The sequence below is a fragment of the Paenibacillus durus ATCC 35681 genome (assembly GCF_000993825.1).
Lineage (GTDB): Bacteria > Bacillota > Bacilli > Paenibacillales > Paenibacillaceae > Paenibacillus_AQ > Paenibacillus_AQ durus_B.
Genome location: NZ_CP011114.1, coordinates 5,128,985 through 5,150,871, shown reverse-complemented (window position 1 = coordinate 5,150,871; position 21,887 = coordinate 5,128,985). Strand labels below are relative to the sequence as shown.

Genomic DNA, 21,887 nt, shown 5'->3' with positions numbered 1-21,887 from the left:
TGAATGGTAGATGAGAGGCGATTTTATGAAAAATAGCGCAGGCCCCAAAACCTCGGAACCCGCGCTATTATCGCATTATTACAGATGCTGGTGAAGGGAATTGAACCCCCGGCCTACGCATTACGAGTGCGTTGCTCTACCCCTGAGCTACACCAGCATGATATGAATTTTCCGTCACAACAGAAGCTATTATACCTGATTTGGTGAAAAAAAGCAACTCTTTTTCGCTCCCCCGCTTTGCTGTGCATCCGCGTTTTGCGCGCAAGAAATGCCTTCCCACTGAAATTGGGAAGGCATTTCGCCGTTCTCGCCCAGCGGCTTGCCTTGACCGCTTGCCATCGCCCAGCAAGCGACTCCTATCCGCGAAAGCGCGGGCGCCTTGCCTCCCCCTACTCCCCGCTCAGCTTGCGCTCCACCGACTCTAGCTTCTGCCGGCTGCTGGCCGCCTTGTCGCGGCGGTCGTCGATTTTGAGCGAGGTGGACACGCGCTGGGCGCCATTGGCGAACGGCGCTTCATGCAGGACCTGGGCAGCGGCCAGAATGCACGGCAACGGCCCCTCGATAATCGTACCCATGGATGTAAGCTCAAAGGTTATGCCCTCCACACCCTCCAGCGCGCGATGCATACCTGCGACATAGCTGCTAAGACTGGTGCTGCCGGTTCCGATCGGTATAACGGTAATTTCGGCAATAGCCATTTGAATACCCTCCCTTTCCATGCTGCACTTTGGGAAACGCCAATATACAGCTTTCCTATATTGTAGCAACTGGGAAGCCGGGCTACAAATCGCATCTCTCACTCCATCCGCACCGGAGACCCCCCGGGGAACAAAAAACATCGAAATTCCTCTCACCACCTCACTCCGGCAGGGCATTTGTGGATGAATTTGTGGATTACCTGTGGACCGTTTGTGGATGTTCTGTGGATATCAGAATCTCAAAAAATATGTTTACAGATACAATATATTGGGTTATCTTAGATAAACAACAACAAAATATAGTGGAACCAGGTGCTTGACTCTCTTACGGGAAGTTCAGCTTAATAGGGAAGCGCGGTGCGAATCCGCTGCGGTCCCGCCACTGTAACCGGATGCCCGGCCCTCAGATGAGGACTTGGGCGGCATCTTCCGGCATAAGCCACTTGGAGCGCAGGAAGCGGCTCTTGGGAAGGCGCCGAAAGAACAGACGGAAGCCAGGAGACCTGCCTGTTTCCAGCGACACCATTAAAGTGAAAGCCCCTGCGAGGAACAGGAGCGGTGACCGCATGCAGCTTGTTAATCAGGTGGCGGGCATTTTTAGAATGTCCCACTCGCACTCGCATACGGGCATTTCCTGCGTTCTTCATGCGGGAGATGCCTTTTTAAATTCGTATTTTTGCAAAATGTTCAATTACCAAGATTAAATTTAGGCCTGGGATGTAACGGAGAGGAGAACTGCACAATGACGCTGCTGGAGACACGGCAAGCCGAAGGGCAAAGCGCGAACGAAATTCTGTTGGAGGAAGTTATCGGTCTAGGACGCGATATTATCGACAGCCGAGATCTAGACCTGCTGAGGGAGAACGCGAATCTGAACGGGGAAAGCTTCTCCGGCAAGATGAGCAAATTCGGCAGCGAGTATTCCAAATGGTATGCCCGCAGCTTCACCATGCCGCCTCAGTTAGTGAAAGCTATCAAGGATAATGCCGTGTATGTGCATGATCTGGACCAATATGCCATCGGAACGACGAACTGCATTTTTATCCCGTTCGACAAGCTGCTCCGGCAGGGCTTTAATACCGGCAACGGCAGCGTCCGCCCTCCGAACTCCATCATGACGGCTATGGCGCTTACGGCGATTATTTTTCAATCCCAGCAAAATGCGCAGTACGGCGGCGTGTCGGGAAGCAAGCTCGACCATGATCTCGCCCCCTATGTGGCCAAGTCTTTTGCCAAGCTGTTCCGCAAGGGCCTGGATTATTTCGAAGAAGGACAAGCCGGGGAAGAGCTCGGGGAAATTACAATGAGCCGGACCGATCTGGAAGAAAAATATCCTAAGGCGTACCGCTACGCGATGAAGGAAACGGAGAGCGAGACGCTCCAGGGGGCCGAGAGCCTCATACATAATCTCAACACGATGTCCTCCAGAGCGGGCGGGCAAATTCCGTTCACGAGCATCAATTACGGCACCTGCACCTCACCCGAGGGACAGCTTGTGATCAACTGCCTGCTGACGGCAACGATGAACGGGCTGGGAAGCGGCGAGACGCCGGTGTTCCCGATTCAGATTTTTAAGTGTAAAAAAGGTGTCAACCAGCAACCGGGCGATCCCAACTACGAGCTGTTCCTAAAAGCGGCGGAATGCTCGGCGCGGCGGCTGTATCCGAATTTTGCGAATCTGGACGCTCCGCTGAACCTGATGTATTACGATCCGGCGGACCCGGATACCGAATTCGCGACGATGGGCTGCCGCACCCGGGTGCTGGGAGACCGCTTCGGACGCAATCACTGCTCCGGCAAGGGTAATCTGTCGTTCAATACGCTGAATCTCGTCCGGCTCGGCATCCAGAACGGAACGGTAACGGGCCTGCGCCAAGCAGCGGACGAAGAAGGCTTCTACGCGGATCTCGATCATTATATGGAAATTGCTCTGGAAGGTCTGCTTCACCGTTTCCGTATCCAGGGGGCGCAAAAAGCGAAAGCATCCGACTTCATGATGCGCGAGGGCGTATGGGAAGGCGGAGAGACCCTTGCACCGGAAGAACCGGTAAAAGAACTGCTGAAGCACGGCAGCCTGTCGATCGGCTTCATCGGGATGGCTGAATGCATGAAGGCGATGTACGGCAAGCATCACGCCGAAGACCTGGAAGTGTACGACAAAGCGCTCGCCATCGTGCGGCATATGCGCGAGTTCTGCGACCGCAAGAGCGAGGAGTTGGATCTGAACATTACCTTGTTCGCCACTCCGGCGGAAGGCCTGTCCGGCAAGTTCACCAAGATCGACCGCAAGGAATTCGGCGCAATCGAAGGCGTTACCGACCGCGAGTATTATACGAATTCGTTCCACGTTCCGGTCTATTACCAGACGGGGGCGGCGAACAAGATCAAGCTGGAAGCGCCGTTTCATGATTACTGCAACGCCGGTGCGATTTCCTATGTCGAGCTGGACGGCAATGCGCGCAGTAATCCGGCGGCTTTTGTCAAAATCATCCGTTACGCCCTGGAGAAAAATATCAGCTATTTCAGCATCAACCACCCTGTTGACCGCTGCTCCGACTGCGGATACGAAGGCGTGATCGGCACGAACTGCCCTTCCTGCGGCGCTCATGAGCAGGAGGTTCACATCCGCCGCCTGCGCCGGGTTACCGGCTACCTGACCGGCGATTACCAGACCCGCTTCAATGCGGCCAAGCAAGCCGAGGTCAGGGACCGGGTTAAGCATCTATGAATATTTGCGGCTACTACCCGGAGTCGATTAATGAGGGCGAAGGCCTGCGCGCCGTCGTTTTCATCAGCGGGTGCCGCCACCGCTGCCCGGGCTGCTTCAATCCCGAGACCTGGAATTTCGGTTACGGCGAGCCCTTCACACCGGAGCGCAGGCGGCAGATCATCAGCGAAATGGCGGCTAATCCGCTGCTGGAAGGTCTGACGCTGGCGGGCGGCGATCCTTTTTTCTCGGCGGAGGAGTCTGCGGAATTTATCCGCGAGGTACGCGCGGCGCTGCCGGAGTTTCCAGTGTGGATCTACACCGGCTACACTTATGAAGAGCTCACGTCCATGCCGGGATCGCCGGAATGGACGCTGCTGTCGCTCTGCCAGGTGCTGATTGACGGACGCTTCGTGGAAGCCCTGAAGGATACCACCCTTCGGTTCCGGGGCAGTTCCAATCAGCGGATTATCGACGTTCAGGCCAGCCTTGCCAGCGCTGAGGCCGTGTTGTGGCAGCCGGCTTTGCTGTAAACCCGGGCCTCGGAGCGGCCGTACGAGAACTCCCGGCGGGTTGGTGACGGAAGCTGAACCGACGGGACAAGCGTATAGGCCGGGGCACGAGTTGAACCGGAGCTATGGATAGACCGGAAGCTCTTGATGAGCCAAGGCACAAGTTGGGCAGGAGCCCTGGGTAAACTGGAGTCTCTTGATGGGCCGGAGTCTCGAATGACCAGGGCCTTGGATAGCCCGGACACTGCATTGGGCCAGTCCTTCATATGAGGCAGCCCTCCGATCTCTTTGGCTGGAATTACTGTGTCATCAATTAAACCGGATTTTCGCCGCCTGGCCCTTGTATGGACCCTGCTTCGACCTTTGGACCCTGCTTCGACCTTTGGACCCTGCTTCGACCTTTGGACCCTGCTTCGACCTTTGGACCCTGCTTCAACCTTACTTGACCCCTGCTTCAACCTTGCATAGCGAATATGCGGGAATTTCTCCCGTCTATTTTTAGCATATAACTGTATTCAAGTAATTAAGACGGAAATTCTCCAGCTTATTTGTCCGTTTTCCCGCCTTTTAGACGCAAACGGCAAATTATGAGGGAGGATTTCCAGTTCAACTAAATGTCACGCTCGTTTCAGGCCTTTTAAGCGGGAGAAATTCCCGTTGAGCAGCCTGGACCCGGGCCCCATTATGCGCTTAAATATATCAATTTTTGATATTGAAAATTAAATATACACACTTCGGCTATCCGTAGGGAGGCCGCATTCATACTTATTATTTCCCTTATTCATTAACACCCTATAACCATTTATCTCATAAATCATTTACACCGTGAAAGGAAGCGATCCGAATGCCCCAACTCGTAGTGAAACCCGACAACCGTCAGCTTGCCTTTGATGAAATGCGTCTTTCCGTTTATGCCGACCGAGTCTTAAGCGGACTGGACAACCTAAATAAGGAAACGCTGTTGCGCGGCGTGAATGCCAAGCTGCGACGCGACGAGGTCAGCGGCGAGGAGATCAGTAGTGCTTTTACGATGAGCGCTCTGGAGCTGGTTACCAAGGAAGAACCGGACTGGAAATTCGCCGCCGCCCGCTCCCTGCTGACCTCCCTCTACAAAAAAGCAGCAGTAAACCGCCGCTACAAAGCCTACCCGGACGAGCCGTACGGTGCGCTGTATCCGCTGATTGAAGGTCTCGTCAAAAAAGGCGTGTACCGCGAGGAACTGCTAACCGCCTACACGAAGGAACAGATCGAAGAGCTGGGAGCCTGCATCGACCCGTCGCGCGACCTGCTGTTCGATTACATCGGGCTGCTTACGCTGTCCGACCGCTATCTGGCCCGCGATTTCGACGGGCGCGTTATGGAGCTTCCGCAGGAGCGCTACATGATCATCGCCATGTACCTGATGCATCAGGAGCCTGCGGAGAAGCGTCTGGAGCTGGCGAAGGAAGCCTACTGGGCGATGAGCAACATCTACATGACCGCAGCCACCCCAACCATGTCCAACGCGGGCAAAAAAGTTGCGGGCCAGCTGTCCAGCTGCTTCATCGACACCGTCGACGACTCGCTGGAGGGCATCTTCGATTCCAATACGGACGTGGCCCGTCTCAGCAAAATGGGCGGCGGTATCGGCGCCTACCTTGGCAAGGTGCGCGCCCGCGGCTCCGATATCCGCGGCCACAAGAACACTAGCTCCGGCGTCATCCCTTGGATTCGCCAGCTGAACAATACCGCCGTCAGCGTCGACCAGCTCGGCACCCGCAAAGGCGCGATCGCCGTCTACCTCGACGTGTTCCACAAGGACATTCTCGCCTTCTTGGACCTCAAGCTGAACAACGGCGACGAGCGCATGCGCGCCCATGACGTCTTCCACGGCGTCTGCCTGCCCGACCTGTTCATGGAAGCCGTGGAGGCACGGGGACAGTGGAATCTGTTCTGCCCGCATGAAGTGAAGAAGGTCATGGGCTGGAAGGACGCGAACGGCCGTGCCCTTGGCCTGGAAGACTTCTACGACGAGGAGTTCGGGCAAGGGACCTTCCGCGAGAAATATGCCGAAGCGTCCGCCCACCCGGAGCTGACCCGCATCACCGTTCCGGCCATCGACATTATGAAGCGGATTATGAAATCGCAGCTCGAGACCGGAACGCCGTATATGTTCTACCGCGACACGGTCAACCGGGCCAATCCGAACCGCCACAAGGGCATGGTATTCTCCTCCAACCTCTGCACGGAAATTATGCAAAATCAATCCGCGACTGTAGTTGAGCAGGAGGAGCTTGTGACGAAGGACGGCCAGACCCGGATCGTCATCTCCAAAATCCCCGGCGACTTCGTCGTTTGCAACCTGAACTCGATCCATCTCGCCCGCGCGGTTCCGGCCGGGGTGCTGGAACGTCTTATTCCAATTCAGGTTCGCATGCTGGACAACGTCATCGACATTAACAATATCGAAGTGCTACAGGCGCAGTATACGAACAGCCAGTATCGCGCCGTCGGCCTCGGTACCTTCGGCCTGCATCACCTGCTTGCGCTGGAAGGCATCCGCTGGGAATCCGAGGAAGCCGTTGAGTACAACGACCATCTGTACGAGCACATTAACTACCTGCTAGTCCGCTCCAGCATGGAGCTGGCCTGCGAGAAGGGCCGGTATAAGAAGTTTGCCGGCTCTGACTGGGAGACGGGCGCGTACTTTGAACTGCGCGGCTACACCAGCGGCGAGCGCGAAGGCAAATTCGTCACGACCGAGCAGTGGCGCGCGCTGAAGGAAGAGGTCGCACGGGACGGCGTCCGCAACGCCTGGATGTTCGCGATCGCACCGAACGGCTCGACGTCGATCATCGCCGGTTCGACGGCCAGCATCGACCCGCTCTATGACCTTCTCTCCTACGAGGAGAAGACGACGTATAAAATCGCCAACCCGGCGCCCGACCTGTCCGAGAAGACGATCTGGTATTACAAAACGGCGTTCCTGATCGATCAGAACTGGTCGATCCGTATGGCTTCGGCCCGCCAGCGCCATGTTGACCAGGGACAAAGCTTCAATCTGTACGTGCGCCCGGACATCAAGGCGACCGAGTTCCTGGACCTGCACCTGAACGCCTGGAAGGGCGGTCTCAAATCGACCTATTACGTGCGCAGCCGCGCGCTGACCATCGAAGAATGCGAGTCCTGCGCAAGCTGAAAATTTAGCGTACCATTTAACCAAAGCTTGGCAACGAGCACCGGAGGGGAAGCTTGAAGCTGGAGAAGCGCCAGCGGTCGCCTTTATCCTCGGATTTTCACCCGCTGGGTGGATCAATCAAAAAATCTGAGGATAACAGTGATCGGAAGCTCAAGCATTCCCTGTAGGTGCGAACCCGTGCCGAGCATTCAACTAACTCTGCGAGCAGCTATTTTCAGCTTCGCAGAAGATAAGGTAATCAAGGAGTGACCAGCCATGCAGCTGCAAAAAATATTCAACACCGAAGCCCCCAACCAATCCACCCGCATTATCGAAGGCGAATGCTCCGGCATTCTGAACTGGAACGACATCCGCATGCCGCACATGTACAAGCTGTACAAGGTGCTGCTGCTGAACCACTGGATCGCCGATGAGATCCCGATGTCCAAGGACGCCCAGCAGTTCCCGCTCTTGGATGCGGAAGAGCAGCGCGTGTTCAAGATTAACATCTCCCTGCTCGCCGTGCTCGATTCGATGCAGACGATGTTCGTCGGCGACGTGAAGCGGTATTTTACCGACTCTTCCCTGGAGGCAATTTCGGCGATCATCGGGCAGCAGGAGGTCGTGCATAACCAGTCGTATTCCTACGTCCTCTCCTCGATCGTTTCCGAGCGGGAGCAGAAGGAGATTTTCGAATACTGGAAGCATGATCCCGTTCTCTTGGAACGCAACCAATTCATTTCGGAGATTTACCAGGAGTTCCGCGATAACCCGTCGCGGCAGAGCTTTTTCCAGGCGCTGGTGGCCGATTTGATTCTGGAGGGTATTTTCTTCTACAGCACATTCGCCTTCTTCTACAACCTGGCCCGCGACCAGAAAATGATGGCGACCAGCCAGATGATCTCCTACATCCAGCGCGACGAGAACCAGCACTGCTACTTCTTCGCTGAAGTGTTCAAGCAGCTGCTTGAGGACTTCCCGGAGCTGAACACCAAGGAAAATATGGATTATGTGTACCGGACCATCGACCGGGCCGTTGCCCTTGAGACAAACTGGGCGCATTATACGCTGCAAGAGGTGCGCGGCATCGACCTTCGCGAACTTAGCGACTACATCAAATATATCGCCAACAAGCGCCTCACCCTGATGGGACTGGACAAAGCGTACCCGGGTGTGGATGTGAACTGCATGCCGTGGATCAAGCCTTTCTCCGATGAGGCGCTGAACGCGACGAAGACCGACTTCTTCGAAGCCAAGTCCCGCAACTACGGCAAGGTGGGCGACGACAACGGGTTTGACGATCTGTAAGAATCGTAAGCGCTCCGCTGAGACATGCTTATATTTCAGACAAAAAAGCCACCTGCCTCAATAGATTTGAGAGCTTTGGCGCTTCTTGGTATCGAATGGCCTAGCCTTGGCCGGATTAAGAAAAATATGGTGCTCCTGTTCGAACCTTGATTCGGCGGACCCCAGCGGACAAAAAAACGAAAAGCAGCAAGTCTCCGCATTATTGGAGATTTGCTGCTTTTTCCATTTTCCAAAGTCATTCGAATCAACTACGAGCGCGCCTTACGGGCCGCCTTATGCTCCACTTCTTCCGCAAACTCACCCAGCGCGTTGTCCAGACGCAGGCGCAGCTCTTCGGCAATCTCCACCGCTCCGGCATCATTACGCACGACCTGGGAGTCAACCGCGTACACGCCGCCAAGGATATGGCGCGCGCCCAGCACGGACAATACCGGCTTCAGCGCATAATCAATCGTGAGCAGGTGCGCAAGGCTGCCGCCCATAAAGAGTGGAAGCACGATTTTTCCGGCAAGCCCTTTTTGAGGAATCAGATCCAGAAATGTCTTGAGGACCCCCGTATAGGAAGCCTTATATACCGGACTTACAATGATCAGAGCGTCCGCTTCCGCCACGAGGCCGTTCGCTTTGACAATCGCTTCGCTCTCGAACTTCGTATGAATCAGATCTTCCGGCGGCAGCTCCGCCACATTGATCCGCTCGACCTCAAATCCTTTGCCGCCAAGCACGTTCTCTGCATACTCGATCACCGCATTGATGCGCGATACGAGCGACGGCGTTCCATTAATCACTGCAATCTTAGCCACTTTCCACCTCTTCTGTCAGTCAGGGAGCAAAGGCCCCGCAAACACGACAAATAACTTAAATTTAAATTATCGTAACAAAGGGAGCCTGCCCATGTCAACGCGGATGAGCTCTAAAGCATGGAAAGCGCCGGCAAATAATGAGATCTTAACGAGGGCTCCTTTAAGCATCAATTACCGCACAGCTGTTCGAATTCGGCAAACCTCTTCTGGAATAATACTCCGCAAGAAAGAAGGGTTTACGGCTTCAACCGGAGCGGCGGGCAAACCTACCCATGCGATACGAACTTCAATGAGACACGGGTGAGCAGGATAGGGTAGGAAACCTGAAATAGTGCATCTTTTTTTCCATTTGAAGCAGCCACGGGTAACACGCCTGTAAATGTGCATTTTTTGGGGCTTGCTCAACCTCAAATTCACTCCGCGCAGTTGAAATCCCTGCACAATTTCAGGAACTTCCTGATAACCGACGCTTTCGATGAAAAAAACTGCACTTGAGCTGTTTTGCCAGCCAGACGGACGCTCCCAAAGAAACATGTCCTAACGCGCCAGATTGAACATGGGAATCTGTATTGGACAATCCTGACGAGTAAGAAGACAGGGGACTCAATCCAATACTTCCGCTCCTCCGCCTTGCCATTAGCCACCTTCCTGCGTTATACTAACGGCAATATCACATCCTGATCAGGCCAATGACCGGCATCCAACCGTGAGGGGTTTGCGACCGGGGCGGCATCAAGACCGCTCTCTAAGTTTACCGGGTTTCGCCCGTTACCGCGAAGACCAAAGAGGATCGAATACCGCCGTTTCAGGCCGGGTTCGGTCAACCTGGGTGGCACCGCGAGCTGACGCTCCTCGTCCCATGGATGAGGGCGTTTTTTGTATTTTTTTACAAAAAGGAGCGAACGGTTATGCTGGACATGGTTTGGATTAGGGAAAATGCGGAGCTTGTCAGACAGACGGCCAAGTGGAAAAAGGTGGACTTCCCGCTGGATGAGCTGCTGGAATGGGACGACCGACGGCGCGGACTGCGGCAAGAGACCGAAGAGCTGCGGGCTCGGCGCAATGCGCTTACCAAGGAAGTTGAGGCGCGGCTGCGGGAGGGAAATCCTGCGGAGAGCGAAACGGTTAAAGAACAGGTCAGGGAACTGGGCGGCCGTCTGACTGAGGTGGAAGCGCGGCTCGGAGAATCGGAAACCAAATGCCGGGAGCTGCTGCTGCGGGCGCCGAATCCCGTATCGAAGGATACGCCGATCGGGGAGAGCGACAAGGACAACGTGGAGATCCGGCGCTGCGGGGAGCCGCCCGCGTTCGGCTTCGCGCTCCGGGATCATGTGGAGCTTGGCGAGCTGCATGACATCATCGACATTCCGCGCGGCGTGAAGGCGGGTGGACCGCGCAGCTATACGCTCAAGGGAACCGGGCTGTATCTGCATCTAGCTGTGCAGCGGCTCGCGCTTGATGTGCTGACCGCCAGGGGGTTTACGGTCATGGACGTACCGGCAATCGTCCGCCCGGAGACGCTGGTGCGCACCGGGTTCTTCCCCGGCGGAGAGGATCAGACTTATGAGCTAAGCGGCGAGAACCGCTGGCTTGCCGGGACCTCGGAGGTTCCGCTCGTCTCGCTGTACAGCGACGAGACCGTCGACTTGAAGGGGCCGATAAGGCTTGCCGGAATGTCGGCCTGCTTCCGCCGCGAGGTCGGCTCGGCGGGCCGGGATGTGCGCGGGCTGTACCGGGTGCATCAGTTCTCGAAGATCGAGCAAGTCGTCCTGTGCGAGAGCGACCCGGAGGTATCGGAGCGTATGCTGCAGGAGATTCTGGCGAACGCCGAGCATATTTTGCAGCTGCTGGAGCTGCCTTACCGCGTCGTGGCCGTCTGCACCGGCGACATGTCGCTGAAGACGCATAAGCAGTACGACATCGAGACCTGGATGCCGGGGCGGAACGCTTACGGGGAGACGCATTCGGCGTCGAATCTGCTCGATTTCCAGGCGCGCCGCTCGAATATCCGCTACCTGGGAACGGACGGCAGGCTGCGGTACTGCCATACGCTGAACAATACGGCAGCTGCCACGCCGCGCATCCTTATTCCGCTGCTGGAGAACCACCAGCAGGAGGACGGTTCGATTTATATTCCGCAGGCACTGCGCAAATATATGGATGGACGGGAGGTTATTCCCGCTCCACAGCCGGCCCCGGGTATCTGAGTAACGCCGGATAATCACAGCGGCCCTGCTCTTTGCTTGTACAGCGAAGGGCGGGGCCGCTGTTCTATTTTTTTGGCAAATCTCTCTATCTATTTGTACTCTCTCTAACAATTTTTTGCGAAAAAATTTCCACAAATTCGGATTATCAATATTATAATCAAATTATATTCTTACTAATTATAGGAGGTTAAGATTACATGAACTTATCTTCTCAATGTAAGAGATCGTACAGTCTCCTGCTGACAGCTGCCCTGCTGCTGACCGCTCTGTTCCCGGCCGTCAATTACGGCAGCGGACAAGCCTATGCGGCTGGAGCGGCGCAAGCGGAAAATTCCGTGGCTGTCCCGGATGCGTCAACCGTGCAGTTGGCTACCTATTCTGACCAGGATTTCCAACTCCGTGTGCTGCACACGAACGACACCCACGGCCATCTTGAAAATGTGGCCAAACGAATTTCGGCAATCAAGAGCGAGCGTACCGGCAATTCAATCCTGCTGGACGCGGGCGACGTTTTCTCCGGAACGCTCTATTTTACAAAATTCGAGGGTCTGGCCGACCTGAAGTTCATGAATTACATCGGGTACGACGCCATGACTTTCGGCAACCATGAATTCGACAAAGGACTGCCTACGTTAAAAACCTTCATGGACGGGGCCTCATTCCCGTTCGTCAGCGCCAACATCGATTTTACAACGAAAAATAGCGAGCTTGCCGGGCTGTATCACAATGAAACCGGCCTGATCGGCGACCCCAGCACCCCTGCCAAGAACGGCAATATTTACCCCACTGTCATCAAGGATGTCTACGGCGAGAAAGTCGGCATTATCGGCCTGACCACGGAAGAAACCGTCGGACTCTCGTCTCCGGGCGACAAAATCACCTTCGAGAATTACAAGACAAGCGCAGAGCAGGCAGTAAGCATGCTGCAAGCGCAAGGCATTAACAAGATTATCGCCCTTTCCCACCTTGGGTATAACATTGACCAGCAGCTCGCGGTGGAAGTGCCTGCAATCGATATTATCGTTGGCGGCCATACCCATACGAAGCTGGACGTTCCGGTAGAGGTTCCGCACGGAAGCACCGGAGACACCACACTCATTGTGCAGACGGGCGAATACGGACAAAATCTCGGGGAGCTCGATGTCTCCTTTAGCACCAGCGGCCAGATCACTAGCTTCTCCGGCAGACTGCTGGATGTTGCCAAATACGCGGAAGACGCCGAAGCCAAATCGATGCTCGCCCCGTATGACGCCCAGCTTGAAACCGTCCGTCAGACCGTTGTCGGTTATACCTACACGGATCTGTACACTCATCGTATGATCGACGGCAAAATGGTGCGCGTGGCGCGGCAGGAAGAAATACCGCTCGGCAACCTGATCGCCGACAGCATCAACAGTAAATCTACGGAACTGGTCAGCAAACTGCTCTCCCCGTCCGAACTGTCTCCCATTAAGGGCTTTGTAGCCATTCAAAACGGCGGCGGCATCCGGGCTCCGATTAACCAGGGCGACATTACTCTCGGCGAAGTGCTGACGACCCTGCCGTTCAACAACAGCCTTGTAGCTCTCAAGGTTACCGGCAAGGAAATCATTTCATCTCTGGAAAACGGCGTTAGCGGCCTGGAAGCGGATCAGGGACGGTTCCCGCAGGTATCGGGAATGCGGTACACTTTCGATTCGGCGAAACAACCGGAAATCGTTGATCCCGCTACCAATCAGGTCAAGCAGGAAGGCAAGCGGATCGTATCGGTGGAGATCAAGCAGCCGGACGGCAGCTACACTCCGGTTGACCCGGAAGGCTACTATATTTTGTCCACGAACTCCTTCATGGCCGGAGGCGGCGACTTCTACCGGGCGCTGGCGGGGGCCAAGGTGGATGGTCGTTATTATGAACTGTACGTGCCGGACTATGATGTGTTTAATGAGTATTTGGGCAAAATCGGCCAGGTGAACATCGGCCTTGAAGGCCGGATCACCAATCTGAAAGGCGCTTCGGCTTCGCCTGCGCCCGGAAGCGGCGGCGGAACCGTGACCGCGCCAACCCCGGCGCCTTCGGCTTCGCCTGCACCGGCTCAGGCTCAGGTAACGACCCTGACGGCCGAAGATTTGACGAAGCGTCTGGCAGCTCTGCCTGCCGGCAGCAGCGAGCTGGTCATCCCGGTCACCGCCTCCGCAGGCGGCGCGGAAGTCGTGCTTCCGGGCAGCGCGCTGCTTCAGCAGGCTGCCGCGACACCTGAGCTCGTACTGACCTTTGACACAGGCCAGGCCTCCTACTCGCTGCCGCTGAGCGTACTTAATGGTACAGCGATTACGACTCAGCTTGGAACGGGCGACTTTACAGTTACCGTCGCTATCAAGCCTGCGGATGCGGCCACGACCGCCGGAGTTAACCAGGCTGCCGCGAAGCAAGGCTCGCTCACGCTGGCCGCGCCGGTCATGCAGTTCTCCGTCACGGCCAAAGCCGGAAACCGCAGCGTACCGATTAACCGTTTCGGCAGCAAGTATGTGGAAAGAACGATCCAAGCTGGCCGTACGCTGGATAACAAGACGGCTACGGGCGTCGTGTACGATCCGGACACGGGTGCGCTTTCCTTCGTTCCTTCCGTCTTTACGGCAAATACGGACGGTACGGCGAAAGTCACCATTAAACGAGCCAGCAACAGCTATTATACCGTTGTCGAATCCTCCAAGACTTTCGGTGACACCGCCAGCCACTGGGCGAAATCGTCCATTGATCTGCTGGCCTCCAAGCTGATTGTCAACGGAAATGAGACGGGGACGTTCTCACCGTCGAAACCGGTGACCCGCGCAGAATTCGCGGCGCTGATCACACGGGCGCTGGGTCTAGAAGCGATAGACGGCAAGACGGACTTCAAAGATGTTAACCCGTCCAAATGGTATGCGGGAGCGATTCGGACGGCCTCGGCGGCGGGACTGATCTCCGGCTATCCGGACGGCGGCTTCTATCCGGACAGCCCGATCACCCGTCAGGAAATAGCGGCCATCCTGTCCAAAGCGACGAAGCATGCCGGAATGTGGCTACCCGATGACAGGGAAGCCCTGGGTAGATTCAAAGATCAATCAGCAATCGCGGCATGGTCAAGAAGGTCGGCAGCCGAGTTAGCCGCGGCCGGCATCATTCAGGGCTCTCCGGATGGCTTCTTTGCTCCGGGGCAGACCGCAACCCGCGCGGAAGCGGCGGTCATGCTGGAGAAGACACTGAAAGTGCTGAAATTCATTGACTAAGCCCCGCTTTGTATCAGCACTGGATTAACAAAGAACCTTCAGTTCCACTTGTATAGTGGTTCTGAAGGTTCTTTTGCGTATTGATCGGATTCGCTCGTTCCGCCTAGCGCCGCTGCGTCATCCAATGAATGGCATAATCGACGATGGCCCGCTGGGACATGAGCTTCGCGGGAGCCGCCGCGACAAGACCGTGCCGGACTAGCCCCGTCTCCCTTTCAAAATCCTCGCCGATTTCGCCAAAATCATCCGAGCTCCATGCCAAATCCGGAAACCGCGCCCACCTTCTGACTCCATCCTTGGAGACCGGAGCGCCGGCGGCCGCTTCTTTTTTGCCGGGATAGTTTGCACGGTATTCCGCGAGGTGCATAGAGGTATTGTTTAAATGCCCCACACCGAGCAGCAGCACCATGCCATCCAGATCGTACAGGCGCCCAAGCGGCGACCCGTCGCCAAGACCGTACGGCAGCTCATGTCCGGCGGTGACCGTATCGGCATGCTTGCCCCAAGCGGCGAAGGAATACAGCGGATGCCCGCTGCGCCTTACTCCCTGCTGCTTGCGAAAAGCTTCCGGGATGATGCCCATCCCGCGCGGAAGCGTCAAGTCCGGGGCATAGGGTGGCATCTGCTCCCGTATCGTAGCCCACCACTCTTTCGGAACCGGGGGGTTGCACCAGCCCGAAGGGTCGGTCAGATCTGTCGTATGCGTCGGCATAATGAGCGTGCCCGCTTCGCCCAGCACTTGTTCAAGCGCCAGAATAACGGCGGCAGGTCCGCCAGCCACCCATTCGCCAAGTGACTTGAAGGAGGAATGCAGTAGCACCGTCATGCCTTCCAGCACGCCAAGCCGCCTAAGGTCCTCCGCCAGCGTCTCTACCGTAATCAAATTCCCCTGTATTTCTCTCATATGATGATCTCCGATCTTGTAATCTGCTTCCGGCAGCCGGGCCGTAGCTTCTTACAGCCTTCCCGGGCTGTTTATCTTTACCTTGAGACTGCGCCCGCCCTTTCCATCATCTCCCCCATGGCTCTCCGGCGAGTGAGGCAGCTGAAAGAACCGCTGGACCGAAGGCAGGAGAGTCACGATCTGAATGAGCATTCCAAGACTCATATAAAAAACGTGCACAAGTGCGACCGCATTCATGATATAAGTTTCCACCATAATCCAGATAATTTGTCCGAATCCCACATATAATGATAATGTCCACGCGGAATGCAGCTCTTTAAAAGGATTAAGCGCGTCGGCCCATGCCCAGCGCGGTCTTTTGACCATACCGTACAGTACAAAGAGCGGAAACACTCCGAATACCGCCAGCAATAAAATACCCGGGAACAAAAAGCTGGAAAAAGGGGAACGCTCCAGCACCGTATCCGCTGGCATTCCCATCATGCCTCCGCTTGGATCGATAATGAGGGCTAGCCCGCCGAAGATCGCCCCCACGCCCAAAAAAACCTGTAAAACGTAAAGAAACAGTACGGCGGACGACCGTTTTCCGGCCTTTGCCGTTCCCGCTCCCGCGCTAGGCTCAACCGTTTCTTTTACTCTTTGATTCATCCATGCTTCCCCGCTTCCATTCTTGGATTAGGCGGCTCAGGAACGAGCGGTCATCGGCTGCTTTCATTATACCAAAGCCTCCCTCCCCGGTATGAGATACGGATTACACCCTGTGCAAAAAGTGCCGGGAACAGCAGAAGTGTGATTATCCGCACTTTACGTTATACTTAAACGAAGGGTGTAAATGATTCCCCCACATTTAATAACTTTAGCTCCGTAAGCGGAATATGAATTCATATATTTCAAAAAACGAGGTGACAGAGAGCGGCGGCTTTCAGCCGTCGCTTTTGAGCATGTCCATACTATTAGTTGATCCGCATGCAACCAAACAGTGCGCTTATTGTCATCAGTATAAACCGCTCTCGGAATTCCGCCGACGCACCGGCAAGCGCTCCAAATCGGAGTCTCGCCGCGGCGCCTGCCGGGAATGCCGAAAACGCCGCGAAGCCGAAGCGGCCCATAAAGCCGCCGAAGCGACCGGCCGCCAAGCGGCGCCCAAGTCCCGGGCGGCGGCGCCAGAATCCGGCGCGGCGGCTCCGAAGGCGGACCGCCCGGCAGCAGCGGCGGCAGTCCGCGCCGCCGAAGTGCCCGGCCGCCAAGCGGCGCCGGTTCCGGCGGGCGGCTCCGCCCCGGCGCCGGGCGGAACCGGCAGGGCCAGCCTGCGCCGCCAGACAGAAGCGCCAGCGCGGAAGGCGTCCGCGCCGGGTGGTGCGCCAGCGCAGGCGCCTGTACCGGGCGCTGCCGCGCCAAGCGCCGCCGGGGAGGCGCGCCTGCCCCGCGAACGCAAGCATAAGCGTTCCCGGCGCCCGGACTCTTCCGAGCGGAGGCTGCATGGCTCGGCTGCGGATGGCTCCGCCAAGCCCAAGCCCCGGCCGCGCGCGGCGGAGCAGACGTCGGCCCTTCAGCGCCAGCGCGGGCCAAGGCCCGCTCCGGATGATGTCTCCGCGCTCATTCCCTCCAAGCAGGGAATGATTCTGATGCGGGGGCACAGCGACAAAGGGCGGCGCTGGCATCAGGAGATCGATCTCGATCTCGCCGTTACTCTGGTTCGAGAGCAGGCCGCCGTGGTAGTCAACAGGCGGACGATCCGCCGGCTGTACAGCAACAAGGATTTTCGCCGATATATTTTGACCCGGGACAACTATACATGCTATTTCTGCGGTCTGTACGGGGATACGATCGACCACCTGCTGCCCCGCGCCAAAGGTGGACATACAACGCCGGTAAACTGCGTCTGCGCCTGTAATCTGTGCAACCAGGCTAAGGCGGACCAGTACGCGGATGAATTTATGGGCAAATAACGTGAATATCTGTAAATTTACGAAACGCCCCGTCCGACGGGCAGGGTCTGGCACCCTGGCGCCGTAGAACGGGGCGTTTCGCGGCAGTGACGGCGGAAGCATCCCCGGCCCTCGCTGCGCTTGCCGATTAATTTATCTGAGCGTCCTGAGAGCCGCATCGCCCGGATCGAAGCCGCCCTAACAGGCTGGCCGGACGCTGCCCAATTCACCCGGGGTCCGCCTGCCCGGCAGCTTCGGACATGCTATGGCCCCAAGATATGCTTGACCCGGCCCACGTGGCCGCTCGTCAGCCTTACCTTGATGCCGTGCGGATGACGGGGCGAATTCGTCAAAATATCCTTGACCGTCCCCCGGGTCAGCTTGCCCGAGGCCTGGTCCTGTTTCAGCACGATATCCACTTCAAGCCCTGGCCGGATATCCGATCTGCTTTGTCCATTCATGATTTATCCTCCTTTCATTATGACTCTACACATAGATAAGGATGAACCCGCTATGGCTTTTGGCATTAAACGCGAAGAATTGAACCGATGGAAAAAAGCGGTCGCCGCAGGGGAGATCGCCTTCCTGACCCATTTCTGGCTCGATCCGAGGTTTCCCGGCATAACGACCGTGACCAAAGTCGGCTGCAGTGATCTGGATCGCCTTGCCGACTGGTGCAGGGCCAACGGACTGCCACCGGAGCGTATTCACAACCGGCCGCCGTTCCCCCATTTCGATCTCATCGGACCAAGGCAGCCGGAAATCCTCAAGCTGGAGGGGCAATGGGAGCAGCTCCGCCGCTTCAATTTGCTGTAGTCCGCTCTATTTGCGCCGCAAATCGTCCATGATTTTGCGGCCGGTCGGCGTCTGAGCGAGCCCTCCGCCGGCCGTCTCGCGGTGAATCTCCGGCATGGACGAGCCTACCTCCAGCATAACCTTGATGACCTCGTCGGATGGAATGACGCTGCGCACTCCCGCCAGCGCCATATCCGCTGCGGCCAGCGCTGTCACAGCGCCGAAGCCGTTGCGGACGATGCAGGGGATTTCAACCAGTCCCCCGACTGGATCACAGATCAGTCCGAGCGTATTCTTCAGCGCCAGACCCACGGCATGCACCGCCTGAGCCGGAGTGCCGCCGCGCAGCTCGGTCAGTGCTCCCGCCGCCATCCCGATCGCCGAGCCGACCTCGGCCTGGCAGCCTCCCTCCGCACCGGAGACGAAGGAATTATTGGCGATGACATAGCCAATGGCTCCGGCGGCAAACAGACCGTACGTCATGTAATCGTCGTCCCAGCCGAAGCGCTCTTGGCAGCTTAGGAATACACCGGGAATAATGCCGCAGGACCCGGCCGTCGGCGTGGCGATGATGCGCCCCATCGAGGCGTTCACCTCCGAGACGGCGAGCGCATAGGCCATCGCCTGCCCGGCCGGGCCGCCAAGGCAGGATTCACTCGCGGCGTTATAGGCGCCGACGCGCTGGGCGTCCTGTCCCGTAAGTCCGCTGCGCGAAGTTGTATCCTCCTGCATTCCCCGCCGGACAGCTTCTTTCATTACTCCGTAATATTCCTTCATTTTGGCAAATTCATGTTCGGCTGACCGTCCGGATTCTGCGCTTTGCTCTTCCACCATCAGAGCGCCAATGCTCAAAGCCCGTTGTTCCGCCAGAACGGCGAGCTGGCTCAACGTTTGAAAATTCATAAGCTCCGCCCCTCTCCATTCTCATCCTTCGAGCTTTCATCCAGGTGGATCAGCTTCACCGACTTCACCGCAGGCAGTTCTTCAAGCTCCCGCAGCAGTTCCCGAGGCAGAACTTCATCCAGCTCCAGCACGGTCAGCGCCGCTCCGCTGCGGTTCTTACGGTCCAAAGACATATGCCCAATGTTCACCTGTCCCCGGCGCATCGTATCGGTTACGCTTGCCAGCACACCGAGATAATCCATATGATGGATCAGAACAGTCGGATACATTCCGGACAGTCTGACGCTGAAGCCGTCGATATCGATAATTTCAATATTGCCGCCGCCGATGGATATGCCTGTAAGCGTCAGCTCCCCGGTGCTTCCGGTCAGCTGCAGCCGCACCGTATTGGGATGGGGAAATAAGCCGGTTCCCTGCCGGAACGAAATTTCCATGCCGCTGCTTTCAGCAATTTCGATGGATTCCGGCAGCCGCAGATCGTCCGTTGAGTAACCGAGCAGCCCCCCGGCAATCGCCCGGTCCGTACCATGTCCCTGATACGTAGCCGCAAACGACCCGAAGAAGATAACCTCCGCCTGTCGCGGCATTTCTCCCAGCAGCTGTCTAGCCGCCCGGCCAATGCGGGCCGCGCCCGCCGTATGGGAACTCGATGGCCCGACCATCGCCGGCCCTATAATAGAAAATACATCCTTAAACCGCATGCTTAAGCCTCCGCTTTCTTCCAAATCTCACAATGCCGCATTCGGTTTCCCCGCTTCGTCCATTTAAGAGCAAAGATTCATTGCCTTACTATTATACTTTAACGGCCGAAAAACTGTGAAATTTGTCGAACAACGGATTGCAGACTATTCACCGGACGCCGAACACCACGCAAATACCAAATAAACAGTCCCTTTTTTAAAAAAGAACCGGCAGCATCAGGTGCTGTGCGAGTACAGCAAAATTCTGTCCCTAAGCTCCCAGCCGATTCCGCTCCAGAACCGCTGTCCGTCCGCATTGCTCCCAATGACCATCAGGTGGCATTTGGCGATGCCTTCCGAACGCAGCCGATCGAGGCAGCGGGTGACCAGTTCGCGCCCGATGCCTTTTCCCCGGTACTGGCCGCCTACAGCCACATGGTATAAAAAGCCCCGCCGCCCATCATGCCCGCACAGCGCCGTACCGGCAATCCCGCCATCCGGAGCGACGCATACATGGCTAAGACCGCGGTTTCTCTCCAGAAATCGGACAATCTCCTCCCGCGAATCCGCCGTGCTGAGCCCCATGCCTACGGTATTCTCCCACAGCCCATAGGCCGCATCGTAATCTTCCTTCGTCATCTCTCTGTAAATCATCATTCTCCCCCAATTTCCCCATGCAAAATAATCAGTTCTCCGTTCCCCGCTTTACGAAACGGTAACCCGTTATCTCATAGCCCAGCTCCCGGTAGAAACGATGCGCCTCTTCCCGGGCGGTTCCGCTGACAAGCCAGGTCCCCTTACAGCCGCGTTCCGCCGCCATTTTTTCCGCAAATGCCATCAGCCTGCTGGCGACGCCCTGTCTCCGGGCAGCCTTGTCCGTCACCAGTAGTGAAATTTCCCCGTATCGGGTTAGATCTTCTATGTTTTCCCTCAGCCGAAATCCAAGACAGCCAAGGAGGACCGGCTCTCCTATAGGGACACTCGTTTCTCGCTTGGGCAAAGCCGATCCCTCGCCTTCTTCCGATGACGCTGAGCTTTCGCATACAAACAGATCCTCGATGGGACTTTTTTCAATAAAATTCAGCCGAAGCTCTATATCCCGCACAGAATGCGATTTGCCGTCAAGCTGCTCCATTAGCCCGGCCAGGGCCGGGGCATCCTTGTTCGACGCCTTGCGGATCATCATTCCCACGTATGCCGTCACCCCCTAAACTTTTATCATCAATTTCATGAAATTTCAATTCCGTTTTCATTTCTTTACACTGCGGAGTTAGGCCAGATCTCCCGGCACTCCACAGGCCACTTCCCTGCTGTAAAACGTGCAACTAGGCGCGGCTCCCCCCCTTTATTACCGATGGTCACCGGCGATCCGCCGCTTAGGCGGTCACCCTTTCCTCGGCGTATGCATAGAAATATATCACCTAAGAAGAAACGCCTGACGGCGTCTTTTAAGACGCAGGTACGTTTCTCGTAAAAATATAAGACCAAACGATAGGCGCGAAGCTTATAAAGTCTTATATTTCAAGAAGAAACGGCTGCGCCGTCCTTTATATAAACGCAGAATTACAGCCTATTTTGCCAAAGGAGAGTCGGTATATGAAACCTGTACGCACCGATAACTTCTCGTCCGTCCGCCTGACGGCGGGTATGTATGCGCTGAGCAAGCTGTCCGCTGCCGGATTGACCTTCACGCTGCTGGGCCTGATCTCACTTGCCGCGCCTGATGCCGCCGCAGGCTGGCTGGCTTCGCCGGCATACAATGTATACTCCTATGCTCTTACCGTCTCGCTGCTGGCTGACGGCCTGCTTAGACTGACGGGAACCGGATCAAGAGCCTTCCTCTTGATCATTTATGTCCTTGCCGGGTTCGGCGCAGGCCTGTGGCTCGCTCACGACCAGGGAAACGGATGGGTAAACAACGCGTTCACTGGAATAGCCGTGCTGCTCCTGTTCCGCTTGGCCCAGTTAGCCGGTGAACACATTCCGGAGCTGCTGCCCGTGTTCGCCCTGTTCGTTCCGCTACTCTGCCTGCTGCTCTGA

Annotated in this window: 20 protein-coding genes, 1 tRNA gene and 1 riboswitch; of the genes, 9 read left to right on the top strand and 12 right to left on the bottom strand. The window is 56.5% G+C overall.

Annotated elements, in window-relative coordinates:
- Positions 1-85 precede the first annotated feature (85 nt).
- The 3 genes from VK70_RS24060 to VK70_RS24055 all read right to left on the bottom strand — a co-directional run bounded on the left by VK70_RS24060 (position 86) and on the right by VK70_RS24055 (position 698).
- Positions 86-157 (bottom strand) — tRNA-Thr (locus tag VK70_RS24060).
- A 32-nt stretch (positions 158-189) separates the two neighbouring features.
- A complete protein-coding gene (locus VK70_RS28455) occupies positions 190-339 on the bottom strand; it encodes a hypothetical protein (protein ID WP_155986909.1) in 150 nt (49 codons plus the stop codon).
- Positions 340-389: 50 nt separating this feature from the next.
- Positions 390-698 carry an MTH1187 family thiamine-binding protein gene (locus VK70_RS24055; RefSeq protein ID WP_025695577.1) on the bottom strand — a complete coding sequence of 103 codons (309 nt, stop codon included), beginning with the start codon at positions 696-698 and terminating at the stop codon, positions 390-392.
- Positions 699-991: 293 nt separating this feature from the next.
- A riboswitch (cobalamin riboswitch) is annotated at positions 992-1,223 on the top strand.
- A 217-nt stretch (positions 1,224-1,440) separates the two neighbouring features.
- Between VK70_RS24055 and VK70_RS24050 the strand changes: the two genes are divergently transcribed.
- The 4 genes from VK70_RS24050 (at position 1,441) to VK70_RS24035 (ending at position 8,382) form a co-directional block, all read left to right on the top strand.
- Positions 1,441-3,426 (top strand): anaerobic ribonucleoside triphosphate reductase, encoded by a 1,986-nt coding sequence (locus tag VK70_RS24050; protein WP_025695576.1) that lies wholly within the window; start codon positions 1,441-1,443, stop codon positions 3,424-3,426.
- A complete protein-coding gene (gene nrdG, locus VK70_RS24045) occupies positions 3,423-3,938 on the top strand; it encodes an anaerobic ribonucleoside-triphosphate reductase activating protein (RefSeq protein WP_025695575.1) in 516 nt (171 codons plus the stop codon). The genes VK70_RS24050 and nrdG overlap by 4 nt, the downstream gene beginning before the upstream one ends.
- A gap of 823 nt (positions 3,939-4,761) precedes the next feature.
- Positions 4,762-7,095 (top strand): ribonucleoside-diphosphate reductase subunit alpha, encoded by a 2,334-nt coding sequence (locus VK70_RS24040; RefSeq protein WP_025700476.1) that lies wholly within the window; start codon positions 4,762-4,764, stop codon positions 7,093-7,095.
- 255 nt (positions 7,096-7,350) lie between these two features.
- Positions 7,351-8,382, top strand: a complete 1,032-nt coding sequence (locus VK70_RS24035) for a ribonucleotide-diphosphate reductase subunit beta (protein WP_025700477.1) — start codon at positions 7,351-7,353, stop codon at positions 8,380-8,382.
- Between the two features lie 248 nt (positions 8,383-8,630).
- Here the strand turns inward: VK70_RS24035 and ssuE are convergent, their stop codons facing one another.
- Positions 8,631-9,185, bottom strand: coding sequence for an NADPH-dependent FMN reductase (ssuE, locus tag VK70_RS24030; protein WP_025700479.1), 555 nt, complete (start codon positions 9,183-9,185; stop codon positions 8,631-8,633).
- Positions 9,186-10,093: 908 nt separating this feature from the next.
- Between ssuE and serS the strand changes: the two genes are divergently transcribed.
- On the top strand, positions 10,094-11,392 hold the full coding sequence (serS, locus tag VK70_RS24025) for a serine--tRNA ligase (RefSeq protein ID WP_046723864.1): 1,299 nt from the start codon (positions 10,094-10,096) through the stop codon (positions 11,390-11,392).
- A 197-nt stretch (positions 11,393-11,589) separates the two neighbouring features.
- The gene (locus VK70_RS26770) at positions 11,590-14,637 is read left to right on the top strand and encodes an S-layer homology domain-containing protein (protein WP_052756032.1); all 3,048 of its coding nucleotides are present in this window, start codon (positions 11,590-11,592) and stop codon (positions 14,635-14,637) included.
- A gap of 103 nt (positions 14,638-14,740) precedes the next feature.
- On the opposite strand, the gene VK70_RS24015 is transcribed toward VK70_RS26770, so the two are convergent.
- Both VK70_RS24015 and VK70_RS29105 read right to left on the bottom strand, forming a co-directional pair.
- On the bottom strand, positions 14,741-15,541 hold the full coding sequence (locus VK70_RS24015; RefSeq protein WP_025695326.1) for an AAC(3) family N-acetyltransferase: 801 nt from the start codon (positions 15,539-15,541) through the stop codon (positions 14,741-14,743).
- 51 nt (positions 15,542-15,592) lie between these two features.
- Complete coding sequence (locus VK70_RS29105) at positions 15,593-16,189, bottom strand: hypothetical protein (RefSeq protein ID WP_025695327.1); 597 nt, start codon at positions 16,187-16,189, stop codon at positions 15,593-15,595.
- A 293-nt stretch (positions 16,190-16,482) separates the two neighbouring features.
- Here VK70_RS29105 and VK70_RS29100 point away from each other — a divergent pair, with 293 nt between their 5' ends.
- Positions 16,483-17,490 (top strand): HNH endonuclease, encoded by a 1,008-nt coding sequence (locus tag VK70_RS29100; protein WP_233277730.1) that lies wholly within the window; start codon positions 16,483-16,485, stop codon positions 17,488-17,490.
- Positions 17,491-17,507: 17 nt separating this feature from the next.
- On the opposite strand, the gene VK70_RS28065 is transcribed toward VK70_RS29100, so the two are convergent.
- Together VK70_RS28065 and VK70_RS23995 are read right to left on the bottom strand one after the other, a co-directional pair.
- On the bottom strand, positions 17,508-17,699 hold the full coding sequence (locus tag VK70_RS28065) for a hypothetical protein (protein WP_144415297.1): 192 nt from the start codon (positions 17,697-17,699) through the stop codon (positions 17,508-17,510).
- 33 nt (positions 17,700-17,732) lie between these two features.
- On the bottom strand, positions 17,733-17,930 hold the full coding sequence (locus tag VK70_RS23995; protein WP_025693985.1) for a YwbE family protein: 198 nt from the start codon (positions 17,928-17,930) through the stop codon (positions 17,733-17,735).
- Positions 17,931-17,982: 52 nt separating this feature from the next.
- Between VK70_RS23995 and VK70_RS23990 the strand changes: the two genes are divergently transcribed.
- Positions 17,983-18,285, top strand: a complete 303-nt coding sequence (locus tag VK70_RS23990) for a hypothetical protein (RefSeq protein WP_025693984.1) — start codon at positions 17,983-17,985, stop codon at positions 18,283-18,285.
- A gap of 6 nt (positions 18,286-18,291) precedes the next feature.
- On the opposite strand, the gene sdaAA is transcribed toward VK70_RS23990, so the two are convergent.
- The 4 genes from sdaAA to VK70_RS23970 all read right to left on the bottom strand — a co-directional run bounded on the left by sdaAA (position 18,292) and on the right by VK70_RS23970 (position 21,039).
- A complete protein-coding gene (gene sdaAA / locus VK70_RS23985; RefSeq protein WP_046723862.1) occupies positions 18,292-19,167 on the bottom strand; it encodes an L-serine ammonia-lyase, iron-sulfur-dependent, subunit alpha in 876 nt (291 codons plus the stop codon).
- Complete coding sequence (gene sdaAB, locus VK70_RS23980) at positions 19,164-19,868, bottom strand: L-serine ammonia-lyase, iron-sulfur-dependent subunit beta (RefSeq protein WP_025698373.1); 705 nt, start codon at positions 19,866-19,868, stop codon at positions 19,164-19,166. Before sdaAB ends, sdaAA begins: the two co-directional genes overlap by 4 nt.
- Positions 19,869-20,084: 216 nt before the next feature.
- Positions 20,085-20,504, bottom strand: a complete 420-nt coding sequence (locus VK70_RS23975) for a GNAT family N-acetyltransferase (RefSeq protein WP_324607966.1) — start codon at positions 20,502-20,504, stop codon at positions 20,085-20,087.
- Positions 20,505-20,532: 28 nt separating this feature from the next.
- Positions 20,533-21,039, bottom strand: a complete 507-nt coding sequence (locus tag VK70_RS23970) for a GNAT family N-acetyltransferase (protein ID WP_025698370.1) — start codon at positions 21,037-21,039, stop codon at positions 20,533-20,535.
- Positions 21,040-21,443: 404 nt separating this feature from the next.
- Between VK70_RS23970 and VK70_RS23965 the strand changes: the two genes are divergently transcribed.
- Positions 21,444-21,887, top strand: coding sequence for a hypothetical protein (locus VK70_RS23965; protein ID WP_025698368.1), 444 nt, complete (start codon positions 21,444-21,446; stop codon positions 21,885-21,887).